The following is an 18,971-nucleotide window of genomic DNA, read 5'->3' as shown; positions in this document are numbered from 1 at the left end:
AAAATGAAACCAGAAGAATATCATTCAAAAGATTATCTGCCAGGTGGGCATTATCCATGGCCTGACCTTATCAACCCGCATGTAGAACAGATGGGAAAAGATATGGATGGGTGGATTGACAATGACTACACTTTCCTAACAGAAAAACAACGCACAATATACAAAAAAATGAAGCTGCATAGGTGTACAGCCCGTATGTGGCCAGACCTAACCTATGAACAGACTATTCCCTGCAACAGGTTTATGCTTCAGTACGTTGCTCTCGATGATCAGGTGGAGCATTCGTCTCTGGAGGAAATCCAGCAGTTACGGACTCGTTGCGTAGACATCCTCAGGGGCGCTCAGCCAAAACAGGAGGAAAATGCCCTCTATCAGCATATGGCGTTGATAAGAGATGAATTTCGTGCCTTGATGCCCGATATCTGGGTTGAACGTTTTATTTACTATTTTTATCAATCCTTCAGGTATGGGATTGAACTGGAGTATCCTTATAAAATAGCACAACGTCCACCGTCACTCACACTTTTCAAAACAATCCGTGAATATTCTGTTCTTATGCGCCCCTATCTGATTTTGGGTGAAATTGAATCAGGTCTTGTTCTGCCTGAACATATTTTTGAGCATATCGTCGTTCAAAAAATGATATCTCATATGACCCTGGTTGTTGCATGGCAAAATGACATTCACTCTCTGCCAAAGGAAATGGCTAAAGGGACAGAGGTTTTTAATCTGGTTTTTGTGTTGCAGCAGGAGTATAATCTTTCACTGGAGGATGCTTGCTCACAGGCATTCCGCATCCATAATGAAGAGTTGGAAAAAGTACTTGCCCTACATGCTGAGTATCGTGAGTTCGGTGAATACCAGGAGCACGTAGACAAGTTCGTTTATTACGCTGGAGTCGGACTTCAGGGAGTGAATTCTTTTTATCTGGAAACCGAAAGATACAAACATGGAGGAGTAGGCTTTGCCTGGCCGGAAATTAGCAGTGACGTGAAAATCTAAAGGATTGAGCATACCGGTATGGCAGGAAAGAGATATCCTTATTCCACATAATATTTTTGTTAAAAAAGATCCGATCCTTCTACAGGCCCACATAAACAGCAGAGACATAAGTTTTTGCTGTTTTTTTTATAGAATAAAAAAATATTGATACTGATAACACGCAGGTCTCAAAAGCCTGCTTTTTTAAATCTTTGTGAGCAGAATGACTGTAGTGTTTTTAAAATCTTATCTTAGTACTTTACAATAAACGTGATGATATGAAAAAACTAATCTTCCTGGCCTCAGCTGTTCTCATCCTCAACTCCTGCGTGGTTTCTACCGCAGCCAAAGTCGTAAAAGGAGCCGTTAATGTAAGCTACAAAGCCGTAAAAGGAACCGTTAACGGAATCAGCTGGGCGGTAAGCAAAGCCAAAGGCAAAATAGATGAAGACCGTCTGGATGGTACCTGGAAAGTTGTAGGAGCCTACAAAGGTTCTTTTGAAGACTTTACCAATGACCAGAATCCCGAAAGCTCATCCACGTCAGACTGTACGGAAAGTTTTGATCAGATTGTTTTCAAGGCTAAAAAATCCAAATTCAAACCCGTACACTGCAGTTCTGAAAAAGAAGACTGGGTAAAATATTCCATGGAATTCGGAAAAAATCCTGTCACCAAAGAAAAGGAAAACTATATAGAATACAATTCCAATAATTATATTTCGGTGATTGATGTCAATAATAAAACCATGGTCCTGGAAGGAAACCTGATGCCTAAACTGGCGTTTTCCGGTGCTAAACTCTATCTTTTGGAAAAGGTAAAATAGAGAGTGCTGAAGGAATGCCTTATTCCCGGAGAAAGTGACCTATCTTAACCGGAACAAAAAACGAACAGAATAACCACTTATGAGAATAAAAATATGCAGCCTTTCACTCATCGCAGCTGCTGCCTTTGCCCATGCACAAACCAACATTAAGCAAAGCGATCTGCAGGATTTCAGCATCGGAAAGGATATGGAAAAACATGAACCGCAAAATGTAAAATACAAAGACGGTAAACCGCTGTTTCCGGGAAAATACATCGTTCAGATGGATCAGGAAGGGCGCAGTGCTGAAGGTTTGAAATCAATATTCGAGGTGAACACTTCAGGTAAGATTGATGGTGAAATGAGCTTTGAAATGCCGGATCGGTCGCTCGAATCCAAGGCTTTGTATAAAGACGATATCCTCGTGAAAATTGATAAAAAAATAAACGGTAAACTTTTAGAGACCAGCTATTTTGATCAGGGAATTTTCTACGAAAAGGAATTTGAGGAAAACGGAGATTTTAAAAGTGAATCAAGATCAAAGGATGGGAAGAGAATCTATTCAAAATCAATGAACCTGTCCGGCTGGGATATTCAGGACGATATAAAGGGAACACGAACATTTTATTATGGCAAAACCGATATCATAGAAAGCCGAAGTACCAGCAGGAACCTTGAAAAAGGCGCCACCTGGATGGAGGAAAAATTTGATGAAAAAGGTAAACTGATCACTAAGGAGATCCGATATGGCGATGACAAAAGGAAAGTCATCAACAGAGATGGGAGTTATGAAATCATCAAATCTACCAACGAAGGAGATAAGGTTTCTCAATATTCCAGCAAAGGAAAACTGTTGAAAACTTATGTTGCTGCCTATCCGACGATGTCTGTACAATAATCACCTGTTATTAAATAAGAATTGGCTGGAGGTATCTTTTAGTGATTTCCTCCGGCCTGCTCTTATTATTTTACTATTCTTACCCGCATTCCTTCGGTGTGTGCACTCATTGCAGGAGCATACATATTCTGGAAAGACGTTATTCCGTTTGAAAACTCTCCGACATTATTGGCTTTCAGCTCATATTCGAAAACATAGGTTCCTTTTAAAAGATCATTAAAAAAGAAATGGGTCGCTGCATCTTTCGTACTTTCATAATATCCGGCTCCGTTTTGCCATTTGTAGGATGAAAGCACATTCACCGGCTCAAAACCACTCGCTCTCATATCTTTCAGATGAATGTATTGCATATTGCGGTCAGTGCGCACAACCAGCCTTACAACAACCAGATCACCCAGACGCACAGGATGCTCCGCAGTTATTTCCTGAAGTTTACTTTCATTCCCCACAAATGTTTTCAGGAACAGCTTTTTTTCAACAGAAACATTAGACGAATTGTGAGCGGTCACCTTATCCATATTTTCATAATACATCCGGTACAATCCGCCCCATGCTACTCCGGGACTTGATTTTTTGATACCCAGTTTTCCTTTTTCAGGAGTGATTTCTTTCCAGTAATAGGATTTTTTGAAGAACCCGGCACCTGAAGTTTCCGAAGAATTCTTTTCAGGTAAAACAGTTTCGTTTCCTAATGTCATCGTGATTCCTTTGTCTGAATCCATCCATGATTTTCCATAATTCAGCAATGCATAAACGGCTTCTGTGGTAGATTTGGTGGTTCCCCAGCTTTCAGACTGTTTGCTTTTCAGAAGCCACACCTTCATTTCTTCTACACTGTTTACATCCTCAGGTGCTGTTTCTGCAAAAGCTTCAATCAGCATAGCCTGTGTTTCTACAGGAGCCTGATACCAGTACCAGCCTGAGTTGTTGTTCTCCCAGTACATTCCATATTCCTCTGAAGTTTTTGCCGATTTTTTAAGAGATGCAACACACTTCTTCGCTAAATCTCTGTAGCCGTATCTTTGCAGGAACGTGGTGATCATGGCCTGATGATAGAGACTGTACTGATCAAAATCTCTTACATACGTCTGAGCCAATGTCTGTAGTACTTTTTTCAGTTCCGAAGGGATTTCCTTTTGTCCGGTCCAGTAACTTCGGTAATAGAAGTAAGAAGAATAATCACTGAGATCCAGTTGGTCACTTCGTTTTTTACCTTCAATAAGCTGATCATAATATTCTTTATCCAGATAATCGATGCTTTTTTTAATAACCCTATTGATTTCACCGGTGAAATAATCACCTGATTTACCCTTGAGCATTATATTGAGTTTTCCGAAACCTGCAAGAATATGTCCCGAGATGGTTTTATCCTTATTTCCTCCCGGGAACCACGAAAAACTACCATCAGGATTCTGTCGGTCCACAAGATCCCGCTGTGCTTTTTTAAGATCTTTCTGCATTCTGTTCAGATTAAAAAACAGAGCAAGCTGCTGCATTTGTTCTTTCTGATCTTTAATACTGCTCAGCCACGGAGTTTCTCCAATGAGAACCGATTTCAGTTTTTCGTTCGTTTCTAAAGGATTGGAAGGAGTTTCTTTAGCATTCCATTCATCAAAGACCGCCTTGATTTTAGGAGAAGAATTCATGATATACGTAGAAAGCATATTCCCGTACAGCCTGCTGAATAGCTGCTCCGAACATTCATGGGGGAACGTTCTCAGATAAGGGATAGACATCACGGCAAACCATAACGGATTGGAGGTGAGTTCTACACTTAAATTAAAATTAGCCGCTGAAGATGAAGTATTGTTCAGCAAGCCGTCCATTGTGTAGGTCTTGCTTTGTCCTTCTTTAATGGAAATAGGTATCGTTTCTGTCACCAGCATTCGGTCAGAAAGTACAGGGAGAACATTTTCTTCACCATCAGAATAATTTTTGGTTTTGGCTAAAATTTTATAGGCAACATGATCTACAGCATAAGGAACTTTGATATCCCAACTCGCCTGTGCTGATCCTTTGGCAGAAACAGACAGCTTTTTCAGCGAACCGGTATTCACAAATGCAGAATCCAACGGTTTGGAAGTTTTTGGATCGAAAAGATAAAGCATAATATCTCCGGTAAGATCTTTATCCGACAGGTTATCAATTTTTGCCGAAAACTGAATCTGATCGCCCTGTCTCAAAAATCTTGGCGGATTGGGAGTAACCATCAGTTCTTTTTGAGTTTGGGTTAAAAATTCTGCAGATCCTGTTTTCAGCTCTTTGGTGTGGGCAAACAGAATAAGTTTCCACTGGGTAAGTGCTTCCGGTGAGGTAAACTCCAGTTTGATATTTCCTTCTGCATCCGTATAAAGATTTGGGAGAAAAAATGCGGTTTCATCGAGGTTGTTTCTTGCCTTTACATTTTTAAGAAGCTCATCCTTCATGGCTTTTTTTGAGGTGATCACAAATGCCCCTCCCGAAGCACGCTCTCCATATAAAGCTACAGCTTCAGATGGATCGAGCTTTTTAACTTCTGCAACTTCGTCTTCCGGAATATTTCTTTCCACCAATTTTCCGTCAACGATGTACACTAAATTGGTGTTCTTAATAGTTTTCGAAGAAAATCCCGTCACGACAACCTCCTCAATAGCTAGCCCTTTCACTTCTCCTTGTAACGCATTCGTTACATATGCATATGATCTTCTCAGGTTTTTAATCGTTGTATATTCAAAATGGGGGGTCTTTGGAACTGGGAAAGCATTTTCAGAATCAATAGGATATAGATTCTGATTGCTGTTGAGATCAAAGGAGCTGGTAGAGACCAGCTGTCTGAAAAAATCATTTCCTGACGAACTGTAATAATCATAACCATAATACCGGTCATAGTTATTGGGGATATAATGACTGAAGTTAAACTGGTTTTTTGCAAACTGATCCAGGGAGGCATCATACATAGATGCCAGTACTTCCGCATTATCCTTCCCTTTGATGGTTAAAATCCATTTTTCCGGAACACCCGGCTGAATTTTATCCCGGAACACCTGAGTGTTAATCTCCAGATTCCGGTCAATGCTTTCTTTGATATCAAACTCCAGATTACCTCTCGAATAATCATTATCATGAATAAAGTCGTAGTCGAGGTATAACTTTTTCTTCAGGTCTGTATCTGTAACTGTAAAAGTAATTTCAGCCATTCCCTTTTTCATGGCAATTTGCTGATACAGTTCCTCTTTTTTATTGCGGATGAAGCGGTAATTCACAAAGCCTTCTTCGAAATCAGAATAAAAGGTCACCGTAGCTTTTTCGCCCACTCTATAAGAGGCTTTGTCCATCTGTACTCTGAAATAAACAGGAGTTTGGTCTCTGAACGTAATATTGTCAAGAACCTCAATAACTTTAAAGGTTTTGATGGTATCACGATCGATAACAGATTCCGCTTCTACCAGATATTTTCCGGGTTCCGGATTTTTGTTGAGCATAATATCTTCTGTTTCTGAAGTATTGAAAGGTTTCGAATAAACAATTTTTCCTTTTTCCTGTTTTTCACGATTGCTTTTCAGGTTATAACTGATGTATGGAAAATAGCTGTCAAAAACTTCTTTATCGTAATATTGGTAGGGTACAATGTTTGTTCTGTCATCTCTGCTATATCCTCTATGTACGGAGAAACTGTTTAATTTCGGAAGGAGAATTTTATTTTCTCCAATCAGTTGGGTAATGGTAAGATTTCCTTTGGCTTCAATTTTCTGATTATTGAGGTTACTGGCATTGATCTTCAGAGATGTCCAGTCTTTCTGGAGCATACTTGCAGCACTTTCAATAGTGATTTGGGCTTTAAGATCACCCACAGTAACGACAGACTGACTGCTTTGAGATTCTCCGTTAATGTCCGTTACATATGCTGTAATAAAATACTGATAACTTCTTCTGTTTCCTTTAGACTGTTCGGCCGCTTCTGCATTGAATGAAATACTGAACTGACCGTTGCTGTCTGTTGTAGTTTCTCCATGCGCGACTTCTGTTTCACTGTTGCTTTCGTTAGGGGAGTACTGATCTTCCTCATCGTAATATCTCCAGAAATAAATCCTCTTTCTTTTGACTTCATATTTTACTGCTGCCCCCGAAATACTGGCTCCCGAAAAAGCCTCAGCTTTTGCCTGGACATTGACATTTTGTCCCAATGTAAGCGCTTCTTTTACCGGATCAATGATGACCCGAAACTTAGGTCTTTTATATTCTTCAACTTTGAAAGATCGGAATCCACTTGCCTTAGGATATTCCTTCTTTTCGAGGATTTCTCCCAGATCAGATTCCATGATAATCGAATAATCTCCTGTAAATCCGTCCGTAGGAAGGGTAAATGTTCCTGTAATACTTCCAAACTCGTTGGTTACTGCTTCTGCTTTGGAAACGTCCTGAGAAACAGCATTGATCAGCCTTACCACTACTTTTTGCCTGGGAAGAATTTTTGTTTTCCCGTAATACTCCTGTTTAAGAATTCCTTTGTAGAATACTTTCTGTCCGGGACGGTAGATAGCCCGGTCTGTAAAAATGATAAAGTTCTTAAGAATAGGCTCTTCAGAGATCTCATTATCACCTTTGCGATCTTTTATTTCATTGTAATTTTGATCGATCACAAAATATTTTTTCAGTTGAGGAAAATAGATAATGCTTTCATCGTAATCCCGGTTTTTAGATTTTGGCAACGAAAACATTCCCGACTGATCGGTCGTTCCAATTCCTGTTCTGATGATTTTATTATCCCGTTTTCCATTATGTTTATCCTCATATTCATTGATATTCTGATACATAATGTAACCGGTATTAGTAATGCTTTTTCCTGTTTTGGAGTTGATCGCCTGAAAGGTTACCTGTGCATCATCTTCAAATCTCTTCACGTAAAAAAGATCCGAGACTGCAAATATCTTAGAATCATCATCATTTTTGGACGAAACTTTAAGACTGTACAGTCCTTCCTCCAAAGGTTGGAGGGCCAGCAGCGTCTGATAAGGTTTGTACTCATCAGATTTTTTCAGTGAAAATACTTCCGTGCGAAAGTTCTGTTCTTCCAATTCATTATTAGTATGCTCAATCAGTTTTTCTTCAACGTCATACTTATCCCAGACAGGCTCTTTATCAAAGTCTATTATGCCTGATCTTTTACTTAGCGTTAATTGTATTTCATCCATATTTTTATGAATGGTCTTCATCGGAATATACTCACCGGGAAGATTTCTGTCAGGAATTTCAACACTCAGCAGATCAGTATTCAGCTCATTGATCATTTTTTGACAGTGAGTGCTCCAATGTGATTGGGGAATATGATCAATGGCCTTTTGGCAGAGTTGATGAGCATTTAAAAAATTGTGTTCTGATTTTTCCTGCCTGGCTAGATCTGCAGCCTGAAATAGAAGATAAGCGGAAAACGGTTCTTTCGGAAAAGCGTCTGCCAATGCTTCCAGCTCCTCCGACTGTTTTTTTGCGCTTCCTTCAATCTGTGTACTTTTAAGATAAATAAGGGCTGTTTTATCTGTGTCATAAGCATGAAACTGCATCATATCATTTTTGAGATCCTTTATTTTCTGCGTAACAGCTGCGTCATAATCAAATGGCAGCCGCTCCAAAAACTGCAGATACGAGGTGCTCACAAGGTCATACAGGGTAGGTTTATACTTTGTAAACTCCACGTCCTCCACCAGGTCAGTCCAAAGTTCCGTTTTTTCGTTCTGCAGATTCTGCCGATCGGAAAGTGACTGGCCGTAAAGCTGGTTGGCTTCTCTGTAAAAATCATTCACAGCCCAGGTTTTATAGTCCTCAGGGAGATTTTTAAGAGGGGTAATATCTTTTTTTCTGATTCTTGCAGTGTATTCGCTGATGTAGGAAGCGTACATACTCGCAAGATAATATTGATACAGTGTTTTGCGTAATCCTTTTGATTCCGTTATTTTTTTTCGGAGAACCAGAATGAGGTCATCTTCAGGATCTGTAGGGTCTTCATCCCAATCATAAGAGTCTATCATGACCCGCAAAACTTCCTGTTGAATAGAATCTCTGAAAGTCATTTTGGGAGTTGGGGGAATCTTTTCTTTTAAGCGTGGTTTTAAAGATTCTGCAGGTTTCAGAACAGGAATCTGGGAAATCATGAATCCTGAAATACAGAAGGAAAGGGCATAAAGTATTTTGAATGAAAATTTCATGGCAATTGAGTTTTTACAATGGATGGCTATTCCTGAACATAGTTTGGAATTTGAACAAGGTCTCCGGATTTTTTTGGAATAAAAAAACCGCCATTTTCCCGAAGGATCATATATTTTCCTGGAACCGGACTGATGTAAATAAGAGCAGATTCCTCCTGATGGGTTTCTGTCTTACCTGAAGACTTATAGTGTATTGTTTTTCCCATAAAATCAGGAGATGAACAATACAACTGCTCTGAAATGGCTTTGTTTTTCAGATAAATATTGGTCCATTTCTTTTTGGAAAACTTCTGAAAGACGATTTCTTTAGACAAAGCCTCAATGTCTGAAACCGGAATAAGGGTGGTTTCAGAATCCTGATATAGATCTAAAGATTTCCATGCACTTTCATTTTGGAAGTCTCTTCGCAGCCTTACTAATTTCTCCTTTTTATCATTAAAAAACTTATATTCTGTTTCCCTGTAAAGAGGATCTGTCGGGTGTTTCTCTAAAAAATGGACCGTACCGCGATAAAGAATGATATGACTTGCATTCTCTACAGGCACTTCTGAAAAGGGAAAGCTTTTGTATTCAATATAGGATGGAGCTTCTGCAATACCGCTCCTTTGGGTGTCATAGTGGAATATTTTTCCATTTTTCAGCTCGTCCTGTTCTTCAGGGTAGAAATAGGAAGTACTGTCCAGCTGCTGAATAAGATTTCCATTTTCATCAAAATTCTTTTCCAAAATGAGCTTATCATTTTGATACGTAAATTCTGCCGCTGTTTTCAGGTTCTTCTTCCAGTAGTAGATCCTCTTATATTCTGTGTTTTTCGCTTCTCTTTTCGGAAGACTGATCCTTTCCTGAGATTTTGTTTTGGTATTATACCGGTAAGGATCATCATTGGAAGAGGTGTTTCCTACCGTTCCTGATTCAAGATACCCATTTTTATAAATAGCTTCACCAAGAATACTTCCATCGGTTTTATATTCAATAGTTTTCCCGGACTTTAGACTGTCACCATATTCCACGGTTTTCCAGGTTGTGCCGTCATCAAAATAATAGGTCAGTTTCTTCTGTTTGGTTTTGTTGAGGTAAGAAGAGCTGGAAGTATTTCTTCCTTTCTGATCGTACCAAAACACCTCACCTATATAATTATTAGTGTCTTGCTGTGCAATATAGCCCTGCATCTGAATGACATTTCCCTGGATATAATAATCCCGGAGCAGTTCCAAACTGCCGTATTTCGGTAAGGGAAACGGACGGTAATAAAAGGCGTTGGACTTCCCTGTTTCCTTCCAGTTCTTATCAAAATAAACGGTTTTCGTCTGAGCCGAAAAATAAACAGGGAAATAAAACAGAAAGAATAGTAGATAGCGTTTTTTCATCGTTTTTTAGTATGCTTAAAATTAACTGATTTTATCAGAAACTGTAGATCATTTGAAAATTTTTCTGATGGTATTCAAACCTAAGACTTCAGGGATTTGTAGAATTCAGTTTCTGTGATATTCTCTGAAAAAGATTTCTTATCCAGCGGAAGCCCGTTCCAAAAGACAATTTTTTTCCCTCTGAATGTAAATTCCTGAAAATAGTTTGGGCGAACGTTAAAGGTTTTTAAAGCTTTATCAATATCCTTTTTCAGTGTGTTTTTATCATCATTTCCCAATAAAGCAGTAATTTCCTTTTCGGCAGAAGAATAATACCATTGAGAATTAATCAGCGCGAGAAGATAACCGTATGCTTCATCCTTCCGTTCCAGTTTTTGATAGACTTTTGCCAGATCGTATTCAATTCTGTTGGCATCTTTTTCTGACGTAGTACCGCTTAAACTGTATAAGGGGAATTCTGTAAGTGCTTTGAGTAAATACTTTTCTGCCTGTTGATATTCTTTTTTTCCGATTGATATATCTGCAAGAGAATGCAGCGCGGTATGATTGATATTGACTATTGCTTCCTCGTTACCTTCTTTGTATTTCTTATCGATTTTCAGAGCCGCAAAATAACTGAGCTCTTCTGCATAACCCGCGATGTTTGTACGTTCCAGTTTGTTTTTCAGATTAGAGACATATTTAATCAATATCTGGTCGGAACTGTAGGGTGCGTCACCAATTAAATCTCTTAAAGCGGTTCTGAGCTCATCTACCCTGTAATCATGATAAAGGGGATAAGTTTCCCGTTGTACCTTAGTTTTATTATATTTTTTCTTCCGGCTGTTTTCTAATTGGATCATCATATAATCATCAGCAGAAATAAGATTCTGATCAAAAATATACAGTCGGATTTCTGATTCTGTAAGATTTTTAGATTTCAATGCCGTGAGACTAAAGCTGATCCCATAAATCTTCTGATCTTTTATTTTGAGGAAAGATAAAAAGTCATCATCGGCTATGACCAGCTGATTATCCATTCTTTCTGCTTTTCCTTTTTTATCCGAGTCCACATATTTCAGTGAGAGAAAGTAATCGGTTTTAGAAACTTTTGAGGAATTTTCAAGAAACAGTTTCAGGTATTCACTGCTGTTTTCGTTTTTGGAAATTGATGTTTCTACCGGATTCAGGTTGAAATAGGAAGTCCTGCTGTCTTCAGAAGGAAAGTCCACAGAATATTTTGCCGGAAAAAGCAGAGATTTCTTTTCCGGAAAGGTTTCAATACAAATTCCTGTGTAATCCCTGATCAGATCTTCTGACCCGATTGGTTTCGCCTGATTGTAATGTTCAAAAAAGTTTTTGATATGATTTTTATGGTCATCATTCTGGCTTCTTAGAAGAACAATACTTTCGACTTCTTTTGCAATTTTGTCAACCTGTGAAAGCACAGATTGCGCGGCAAATAACAGAAGAAAAAAAGTAATTATAGTTTTCATCATTGTAGGATTTATTGGTTGGAGAAAGTACAAAAAATAGTAGAAACAGAATTTGAAATTTTATTTTCTCTTTAAAATGAAGAATATCGGATGTTGTAATGGCATCAGAGGCTAAAGAAAGTATATGTTTTATCTACAGCTGTTTTTACATTATGAGGAAATTTAAGTTGTAAAATCACAGAGGATCATACTACTTAAGTGGAATAAGGTATAGGTAATGCAGGGATGCCGCTTGCTTAATCCTGAATAGACAAAAACTTGTAATGATAAACTTCAACGTAAATCATAATACTTTAACACACATTGTAGGGTACCCTCAATAAATTTTTGTTCTTTTGCAAAATAGTATTAATTTTAAATAATTGCATGTCGAAGTTCGATGAAATCAGGCCTTTTTATGATCATGAAGTGAATGAAGCATTACGTGGAATAGCCCGTGATCCTATGATGAAAGCACTGATGAGCTTTACTTTTCCTGATGTGGATAAGCAGGTCTGGAGGGAACAGTTTAAAAATATTCATTCAATAAGTGAATTTCAGCACCAATTTATTGCCTATACCATCCGTCAGATTCTTGCGAAGAGTTCTGAAGGTTTGACCACCTCAGGATTTGACCACCTCGATAAGAACACGCCCTATCTTTTCGTTTCCAATCACAGAGATATAGTCCTGGATACTTCACTCCTGAACCTGGTGCTTCTGGAAAAAGAGTTTATTATGACGTCTTCAGCGATCGGAGATAATCTGGTTCAGAAATCATTTTTGCATGTACTGGCCAAGCTAAACCGTAACTTTTTAGTACAGAGAGGTCTGCCGATCCGTGAACAGCTGAAAAGTTCTCAGACCATGTCCGAATACATTGAGCAGCTTTTACACCATGAGAAGCGTTCTGTTTGGATTGCTCAGCGTGAAGGCCGTACAAAAGACGGAAATGATGCCACTCAGCAGGGCGTTTTAAAGATGCTTGCGATGGCTGCAGGAGATCTTTCACTGACGGATTATTTTAAAACATTAAAGATCGTTCCGATATCCATCTCTTATGAATATGATCCTACCGATTCCTTAAAGATGCCTCAGCTTCTGGCCAAACACAGAGATGAAGAATATATAAAAGGGAAGGACGAGGACTTTATGACCATGCTCAGTGGAGTGTTGGGGCAAAAGAAACGCATTCACCTGCATGCCGGGAAAGTACTTGATACAGAACTGGATGATGTCGCTGCAAAAATAGAAAACAAAAATAAGCAGCTACAGGCAATTGCCCAGATCATTGATGATTCCATCATACAGAACTATAAGCTTTGGCCAACCAAGTATATAGCCTATGATCTGCTTCATGATACCGGTATTTACGCTTCTCAATATACAGAGCAGGAAAAACAGCTGTTTGTCCGCAGACTTGATATGCGTATTGATCCATCCGATGCTGTTTCAAAAGAATTTTTCTTAGAGATGTATGCCAATCCTCTTATTAATAAAATGAAGCTTGACGGGAATTCTTCAATATAGTTGATATGTTGAAATGTTCTTTTGTCCTGAAACATAATGAACCAAAAGTCAAGGCTGGAATCTTTGACTTTTGATCGCTTTCCGGATAAAATAATTCACTTTTTGACTATAGGTAAAAATGATTTTTATCAACTATTTTAAATTATTCTAAATAAAATTAGCAAACCTGTTTTCAGGCTCCTAACTTTGCCGAAAGAATAATGCTTGATGCTACATAATGATCCAAAACTCCCTTTTAAATTCCAATTCTTTAGTGTTCTTTTCTTCTTTTTTACAGCTGCTGCATTACAATCACAGGACAGAAGTGTTACGATTACTTTTGATGTAAAAGGCCATACTTTTGAATCTGTTCAGGGTTCGGAAATACAAATGCAGTCGGATGAAAATCAATACCGAATTTTTACAAATGATAAAGGTTTAGCCGTAATACAGGTTATTCCGGGCAGCTATAAAATCGAAATCCGGAAAGATCATCAGCTTGGATATTCCAATAGAATAGTGGTCACAAAAGCTGAAACAGTCACGCTTTATCTCAAAGAAAAGATCAACAGCATTGAGGAAGTGGTGATTACGGCTAAAGAAGGTAAGGGCCTTACTTCGTCATCCATAATCAGTCAGCGTGCCATGCAGCACCTGCAGCCTTCGAGCTTTACCGATCTTCTGGAACTCCTTCCGGGAAGAAGATCGGGCGACCCGGTTTTGAACCAGGTTAATAAGATCCATCTCCGTGAAACCGGAAACCCGGGAAGTGAGTACAACACATCATCCATGGGAACAACCTTTCTGGTAGACGGGGCTCCTTTGAATTCCGGAGCGAATCTTCAGTATACCTACGATTTTTTAGATAAAACCAATAACGGGCTGAAAAGAAGACTGAATATCACAAGCGGAGTTGATATGAGAAGTATTTCTACAGATCAGATCGAAAGTGTCGAAATATTGCGCGGAATCCCTTCTGTAGTATATGGAAACCTGACTTCAGGAGTTGTGAAGATCACGAATAAATCAGGATATTCAAGATGGAAAGCTAGATTTAAAGCGGATGGTTACAGCAAACTTTTTGCAGTAACCAAAGGTTTTGAAAATAAAGAAGGTGATCTGAAAATCAATACCGGAATCGACTATCTGGATGCGAAATCAGATCCGAGAGACCGGCTGGAAAATTACAAGAGAATTACAGCGAATCTTGCCGTTGCCAGGGATAAAAAATATGATAAAGGAACTTTCAAATGGCAGTCTCATCTGAGTTATACAGGTTCTCTGGACGGTTCAAAATCCGATCCGGACGTAGATCTTTCTGCGATGAATTCTTATGAGGTCAATAACCATTTATTGAGCCTCTCCAATACGTTGACTTACACTAAAAATGAACCTTCGTTTTACCGTTCTACAGAAGTTCAGGCAACAGTGAATCAGAGGTTTGACAAAATAAAACAGACTAAATTTATTCAGCTGGAAAACGCAACGGCTTTCCCTTTGTCCGGAACTGAAGGGGAATATGACGGCTATTATCCGCAAGCGCAGTACATCTCCGATTATCAGGTAGATGGTAAGCCTCTTGATGTATTCGTTAAAACGGTCAGCAACTTTCAGCTTTATTATAAAGGATTAAAAAATGAATTCAACGCTGGTTTCGACTGGCAGCTGGGTAAAAACTGGGGCGGGGGACAGCAGTTTGATGTGTACCGGCCCATAGATCCTAAATCTACATTCAGACCACGTGCATACCGTGATGTTCCGGCTTATACTACGGCAGCATTATTTCTGGAATCCATCAGTACGGTAGATTTAGGTGACAATAAGCTGATGCTGGCACTGGGAATAAGAGGGAATTCAATGATGAATCTGCCTTCCAATTTCAAAATGAACGGGAAGATATACGCTGATCCCAGGGCCAATCTTCAATGGGAACTTCCTTCATTTGAGATCATGAACAAAAAATCCCAACTCGCAATAACATTGGGGTATGGAAGGCAAAGTCTCTTCCCGGATCTCAATCTGTTATATCCGGAGCTGGTTTACAAAGATGTTCAGCAGCTGAACTATTTCCACAACAATCCCAATTACAGAAGGGTAAATTATAAAACGATGATTTATAATCCCCAGAATCCGGAAATAGAACCTGCCCTCAATGAAAAATTTGAAGCGCGGCTGGATTTCAGTGTAGGACTGCATCAGTTATCGGTAACTGTTTTTAAGGAAAATATGGATAACGCGTTCCGCTCAATGAACCAGTATGCAGGATATCAATACAAAAAATACGACACATCCGGACTTAATCATGATGGAATGACGGCACCGCCGGATGTCAGTACACTTCCTTATCAGACATTAAATGAAAATTTCATCTATACAATCCAACGCAATGGCAGCAGGATCGATAAAGAAGGGGTAGAATTTCAGTATTCATCCAATCGTCTCCCGGTGATCAATACGCGTTTCACACTGAACGGAGCCTGGTTCAGAACGAAATATGGAAACAGTATGCCGGTTTACAGAGGAAGAGATCTGCTGATCAACGGCAAACCTTATCCTTATCTGGGATTATATGAAGGAATGGAACCAAATTCTGTAAATGAAGTGCTGAATACCAACCTCATGCTGGATACATATATTCCCAGACTGGATCTTGTATTTTCGTCATCTTTTCAGTTTTCATGGTATTCTATGAGGAAATTATCTCCCATGAATGGCGTTCCAAGTCATTACGTGGATCAGAATGGGACTATTTTTCCATTTAACCCGGAAACCGCTCAGGGAACAATTCTGGAAAGCTTAATAATTGCTCAGAATAATGATCTGTACAGGGCAAACCAAAGACCCATGGAAATGAACCTTAACCTGAAAGTGACCAAAAGCTTCAGAAATAAAGCGGTTGTAGTTTCCATGTTTGCAAGCAGACTTTTCAGTTATTATGCACCATACTCGGTGAACGGAGTCACGATCAACAGAAAAGGTGCTCAGGATCCCTACTTCGGAATGGAGATCAATTTCAATTTATAAACAAATTCAATACAATACATTATGTTAAAACAATTATTACGAACACTGATCGTATTATGTGCTCTGGTCAGTTTTACGGCCTGCTCTTCAGATTCCGATTCTCCGGAATCACAGACTACACTGAAATTACAGCTTAAAGTAGTGCCTGAAGATATTCAGGTGAAAGAATACAAAAATATTACGGTAAGTTTCAAAGAACTGAACACCGGATTTACCACGACTCAGGAACTTAAAAATACCAATACATTGCAGGTGGTTCTTCCTTCCGGAACGTATCACATGATCGCCGAAGGGACTGTTGTTTATTTAAATAATTCTGAACTTACAGAAGCTAAGGTGGGCGGAGTACAGACCGGTGTTGTCATCAACGGAAGTGAGACCAGCAAGACAATTGATCTGGCTGTCAAGTCGGAAAGCAGCGACCTTGTTTTGGAGGAAGTATTTTTTACCGGAACGAAAACACCGCAGGGTGCAATGTATTTCGGAGACCAGTATTTTAAGATCACCAATAATACAGATCAGACTTTATATGCCGATGGTATGCTGCTGATCCAGTCTGCTTTTATGACCAACGAGAAGCAGGAGTATACGCCTAACATTATGGGAAGTACTTTATCTGCCGGAGCCATTATCAGAATTCCGGGAACAGGAAATACCTATCCGGTAAAGGCGGGAGAATCGATAATTATTGCAGAAGATGCAATCAACCATAAAGAGTTTAATACTTTATCGATCAACCTTTCCCATGCGAATTTCCAGATTTTTAAAGAAGACTCCGATGACATCGACAATCCTGCAGTTCCGAAGATGGTCAACGTTTTTGAAAAAATGGTGATCCATACACAGGGATATTATGCCTATGCTTTAGCCCGTATGCCACAGGGAATGACAAATGAATCACTGATTGCCCAGAATTCATATACCTATCAATACAGCCTTACGTTTGGAGGAGATGTATATCCAATGGATGGGATAGCGGTTAAGATTCCTAACGAATGGATCACAGATGCAGTAAACTTAAGTGTACAGGACTCTTTCCAGTGGGTGGTCACTTCTCCGTCTTTGGATATGGGATGGACCTCTGTAAGTGCATTTGACGGAGACACCAACCGTTTTGGAAAAGCTGTACGCAGAAAAGTGATCGGAAAATCTTTGGAAGGCAAAAATATTCTTAAAGACACCAATAATTCCACAGCTGATTTTGAAAACGGGGTAAAACCTTCACTATTTAATTAAAATGAAAAATTTTCGTTCCATACTCTTTCTGTTAACAACATTGACAGGTGCAGCATTCCAGGCTCAGGTGAATGACACCATCATGGAAAAAGTACGTGAAGAATACAGCTATGAAAGGCTGTTTAAAAACAATCTTACTTCCAATCCTGCCAATATGCATGGAGCCAGAAAGTATAGTATCACAACCTTTAAGCTTGTGACCGAACATACCGATACCCCCAATGAAATTCAGCAGAAGGGTAAAGGGAAGAATCTTTGGGGAGCGGAAGCGCATTCGCTGCAGATGCTGGATCCTAAAACAACCGTCTGGGGAAGTGCTTCCTATACTCAGGGAAAAACCAAACACATGGTATGGAACGAAAATGCTGATTATGATCTGATCTATCCTTACGTTGCAGCCGACAGCGTAGGAGGAGATATGAAATTTGAAAATTACAGCTTCTCAGGAGGTTATTCAAGAGCAATCAATTCTTATACAGTTGGGATTACAGGAAGTTACAGAGCCAATTTAAGTTACCGGGATATAGATCCACGACCCAAAAATACCTCAGCTAATTTCTCTTTGACAGTGGGCGCCAATAAGCTGATGTTTGAGAAATTTAGAATAGGAGCCTATGCGGAGGGAGAAAAATACACCCAGAAACATGATCTGAGCTTTGTCAGCAACCAGGGCTTTCCCACCATCTATAATATGAGCGGAATGGGGAATTATAATGAACTTCTGTCCGGAAAGCTCCGTCAGGCCTATTATGAAGGCTGGTCGTATGGAGGAGGTTTACAGATATTTGAAGCAAACAACAGAAACTGGTATCTTAATGTAGGATTAAAAAAACTCATTCTCGATAAATTACTGACTGAATACACAGATCTTAATGCCTCAAAAATTGATGAACAGCGAATGAATTTGTCACTGGGTAAACTTTTTGACACCGGAAAACTGGTCTGGGGAATTTTTGCTGACGGAAGCATTACAGAACGGAAAGGAACCGAAAATCTTTTCCTGAATGAAAACTCCAGGAATTATATCCAGATTGGAACGGTGGAACGGTACAATCACAAGATTACGAATGCCATCATCAAAGGACTCTTGCAGACAGAAAATGCCGGTGTAAAATCCTCTCTGACTCCCTTCTTCGGATGGATTCAGGAAACAGAAAAATACAGCAATCCCCGATCTGTTGTTGAGCTCAACAGAATGGTGTATGGTGCCGATTACCGGTGGCTGAAAACCTTTAGCCGTGACCTGGCTCTTTCTGTCTCTCTGGGACTTTCCGTAACAGATGTGTATAAGAAAAATGCACTTTTCAACAACTCCGGAAAGCCGGCGGTCAACCAAATGCTTCAGGAGAATTATGCCTTTCAGTCATCAGATTTCTGGCAGGCCAGGGTGGATGTTAATTTTCATTTCAGTCTTCCTGTCATTAAGAATGCTTTTGCAGGAGCAAAGATCATGTACAGTAATTTTCAAAATGGGAACAATACTTTATTTGCTGCCACGATAGGCGCTATTTTTTAAACAC

At 39.4% G+C, this 18,971-nt stretch carries 10 protein-coding genes; 7 read left to right on the top strand and 3 right to left on the bottom strand.

All coding sequences use genetic code 11. The annotated features are described in order from the left end of the window. Positions 1–168: 168 nt before the first annotated feature. From IW16_RS23365 to IW16_RS23355, 3 genes are all read left to right on the top strand, one after another. Positions 169–1,002, top strand: a complete 834-nt coding sequence (locus tag IW16_RS23365) for a terpene synthase family protein (protein WP_131327973.1) — start codon at positions 169–171, stop codon at positions 1,000–1,002. 257 nt (positions 1,003–1,259) lie between these two features. Further along, complete coding sequence (locus tag IW16_RS23360; protein ID WP_034750474.1) at positions 1,260–1,805, top strand: hypothetical protein; 546 nt, start codon at positions 1,260–1,262, stop codon at positions 1,803–1,805. Positions 1,806–1,884: 79 nt separating this feature from the next. Next, on the top strand, positions 1,885–2,682 hold the full coding sequence (locus tag IW16_RS23355) for a hypothetical protein (protein WP_034750471.1): 798 nt from the start codon (positions 1,885–1,887) through the stop codon (positions 2,680–2,682). A gap of 65 nt (positions 2,683–2,747) precedes the next feature. On the opposite strand, the gene IW16_RS23350 is transcribed toward IW16_RS23355, so the two are convergent. From IW16_RS23350 to IW16_RS23340, 3 genes are all read right to left on the bottom strand, one after another. Continuing rightward, on the bottom strand, positions 2,748–8,861 hold the full coding sequence (locus IW16_RS23350; protein ID WP_034750468.1) for an alpha-2-macroglobulin family protein: 6,114 nt from the start codon (positions 8,859–8,861) through the stop codon (positions 2,748–2,750). A 26-nt stretch (positions 8,862–8,887) separates the two neighbouring features. Beyond that, positions 8,888–10,228, bottom strand: coding sequence for a toxin-antitoxin system YwqK family antitoxin (locus IW16_RS23345; RefSeq protein WP_034750465.1), 1,341 nt, complete (start codon positions 10,226–10,228; stop codon positions 8,888–8,890). 80 nt (positions 10,229–10,308) lie between these two features. After that, on the bottom strand, positions 10,309–11,706 hold the full coding sequence (locus IW16_RS23340) for a tetratricopeptide repeat protein (RefSeq protein ID WP_034750462.1): 1,398 nt from the start codon (positions 11,704–11,706) through the stop codon (positions 10,309–10,311). A gap of 363 nt (positions 11,707–12,069) precedes the next feature. Between IW16_RS23340 and IW16_RS23335 the strand changes: the two genes are divergently transcribed. The 4 genes from IW16_RS23335 to IW16_RS23320 all read left to right on the top strand — a co-directional run bounded on the left by IW16_RS23335 (position 12,070) and on the right by IW16_RS23320 (position 18,967). After that, a complete protein-coding gene (locus tag IW16_RS23335; protein ID WP_034750459.1) occupies positions 12,070–13,212 on the top strand; it encodes a 1-acyl-sn-glycerol-3-phosphate acyltransferase in 1,143 nt (380 codons plus the stop codon). Between the two features lie 207 nt (positions 13,213–13,419). Continuing rightward, positions 13,420–16,215 carry a TonB-dependent receptor plug domain-containing protein gene (locus IW16_RS23330; protein WP_034750455.1) on the top strand — a complete coding sequence of 932 codons (2,796 nt, stop codon included), beginning with the start codon at positions 13,420–13,422 and terminating at the stop codon, positions 16,213–16,215. Positions 16,216–16,236: 21 nt separating this feature from the next. Continuing rightward, entirely contained in the window at positions 16,237–17,451 is a 1,215-nt protein-coding gene (locus IW16_RS23325) for a DUF4876 domain-containing protein (RefSeq protein WP_034750452.1), read from the top strand. A gap of 1 nt (position 17,452) precedes the next feature. Continuing rightward, entirely contained in the window at positions 17,453–18,967 is a 1,515-nt protein-coding gene (locus IW16_RS23320) for a DUF6850 family outer membrane beta-barrel protein (protein WP_034750449.1), read from the top strand. The last annotated feature ends 4 nt before the right edge of the window (positions 18,968–18,971 follow it).

This window comes from Chryseobacterium vrystaatense (assembly GCF_000737765.1).
In the GTDB taxonomy this organism is placed as follows: domain Bacteria; phylum Bacteroidota; class Bacteroidia; order Flavobacteriales; family Weeksellaceae; genus Chryseobacterium; species Chryseobacterium vrystaatense.
Note: the sequence above shows the minus strand (reverse complement) of the source record. Positions and strands in the feature narration are given on the sequence as shown.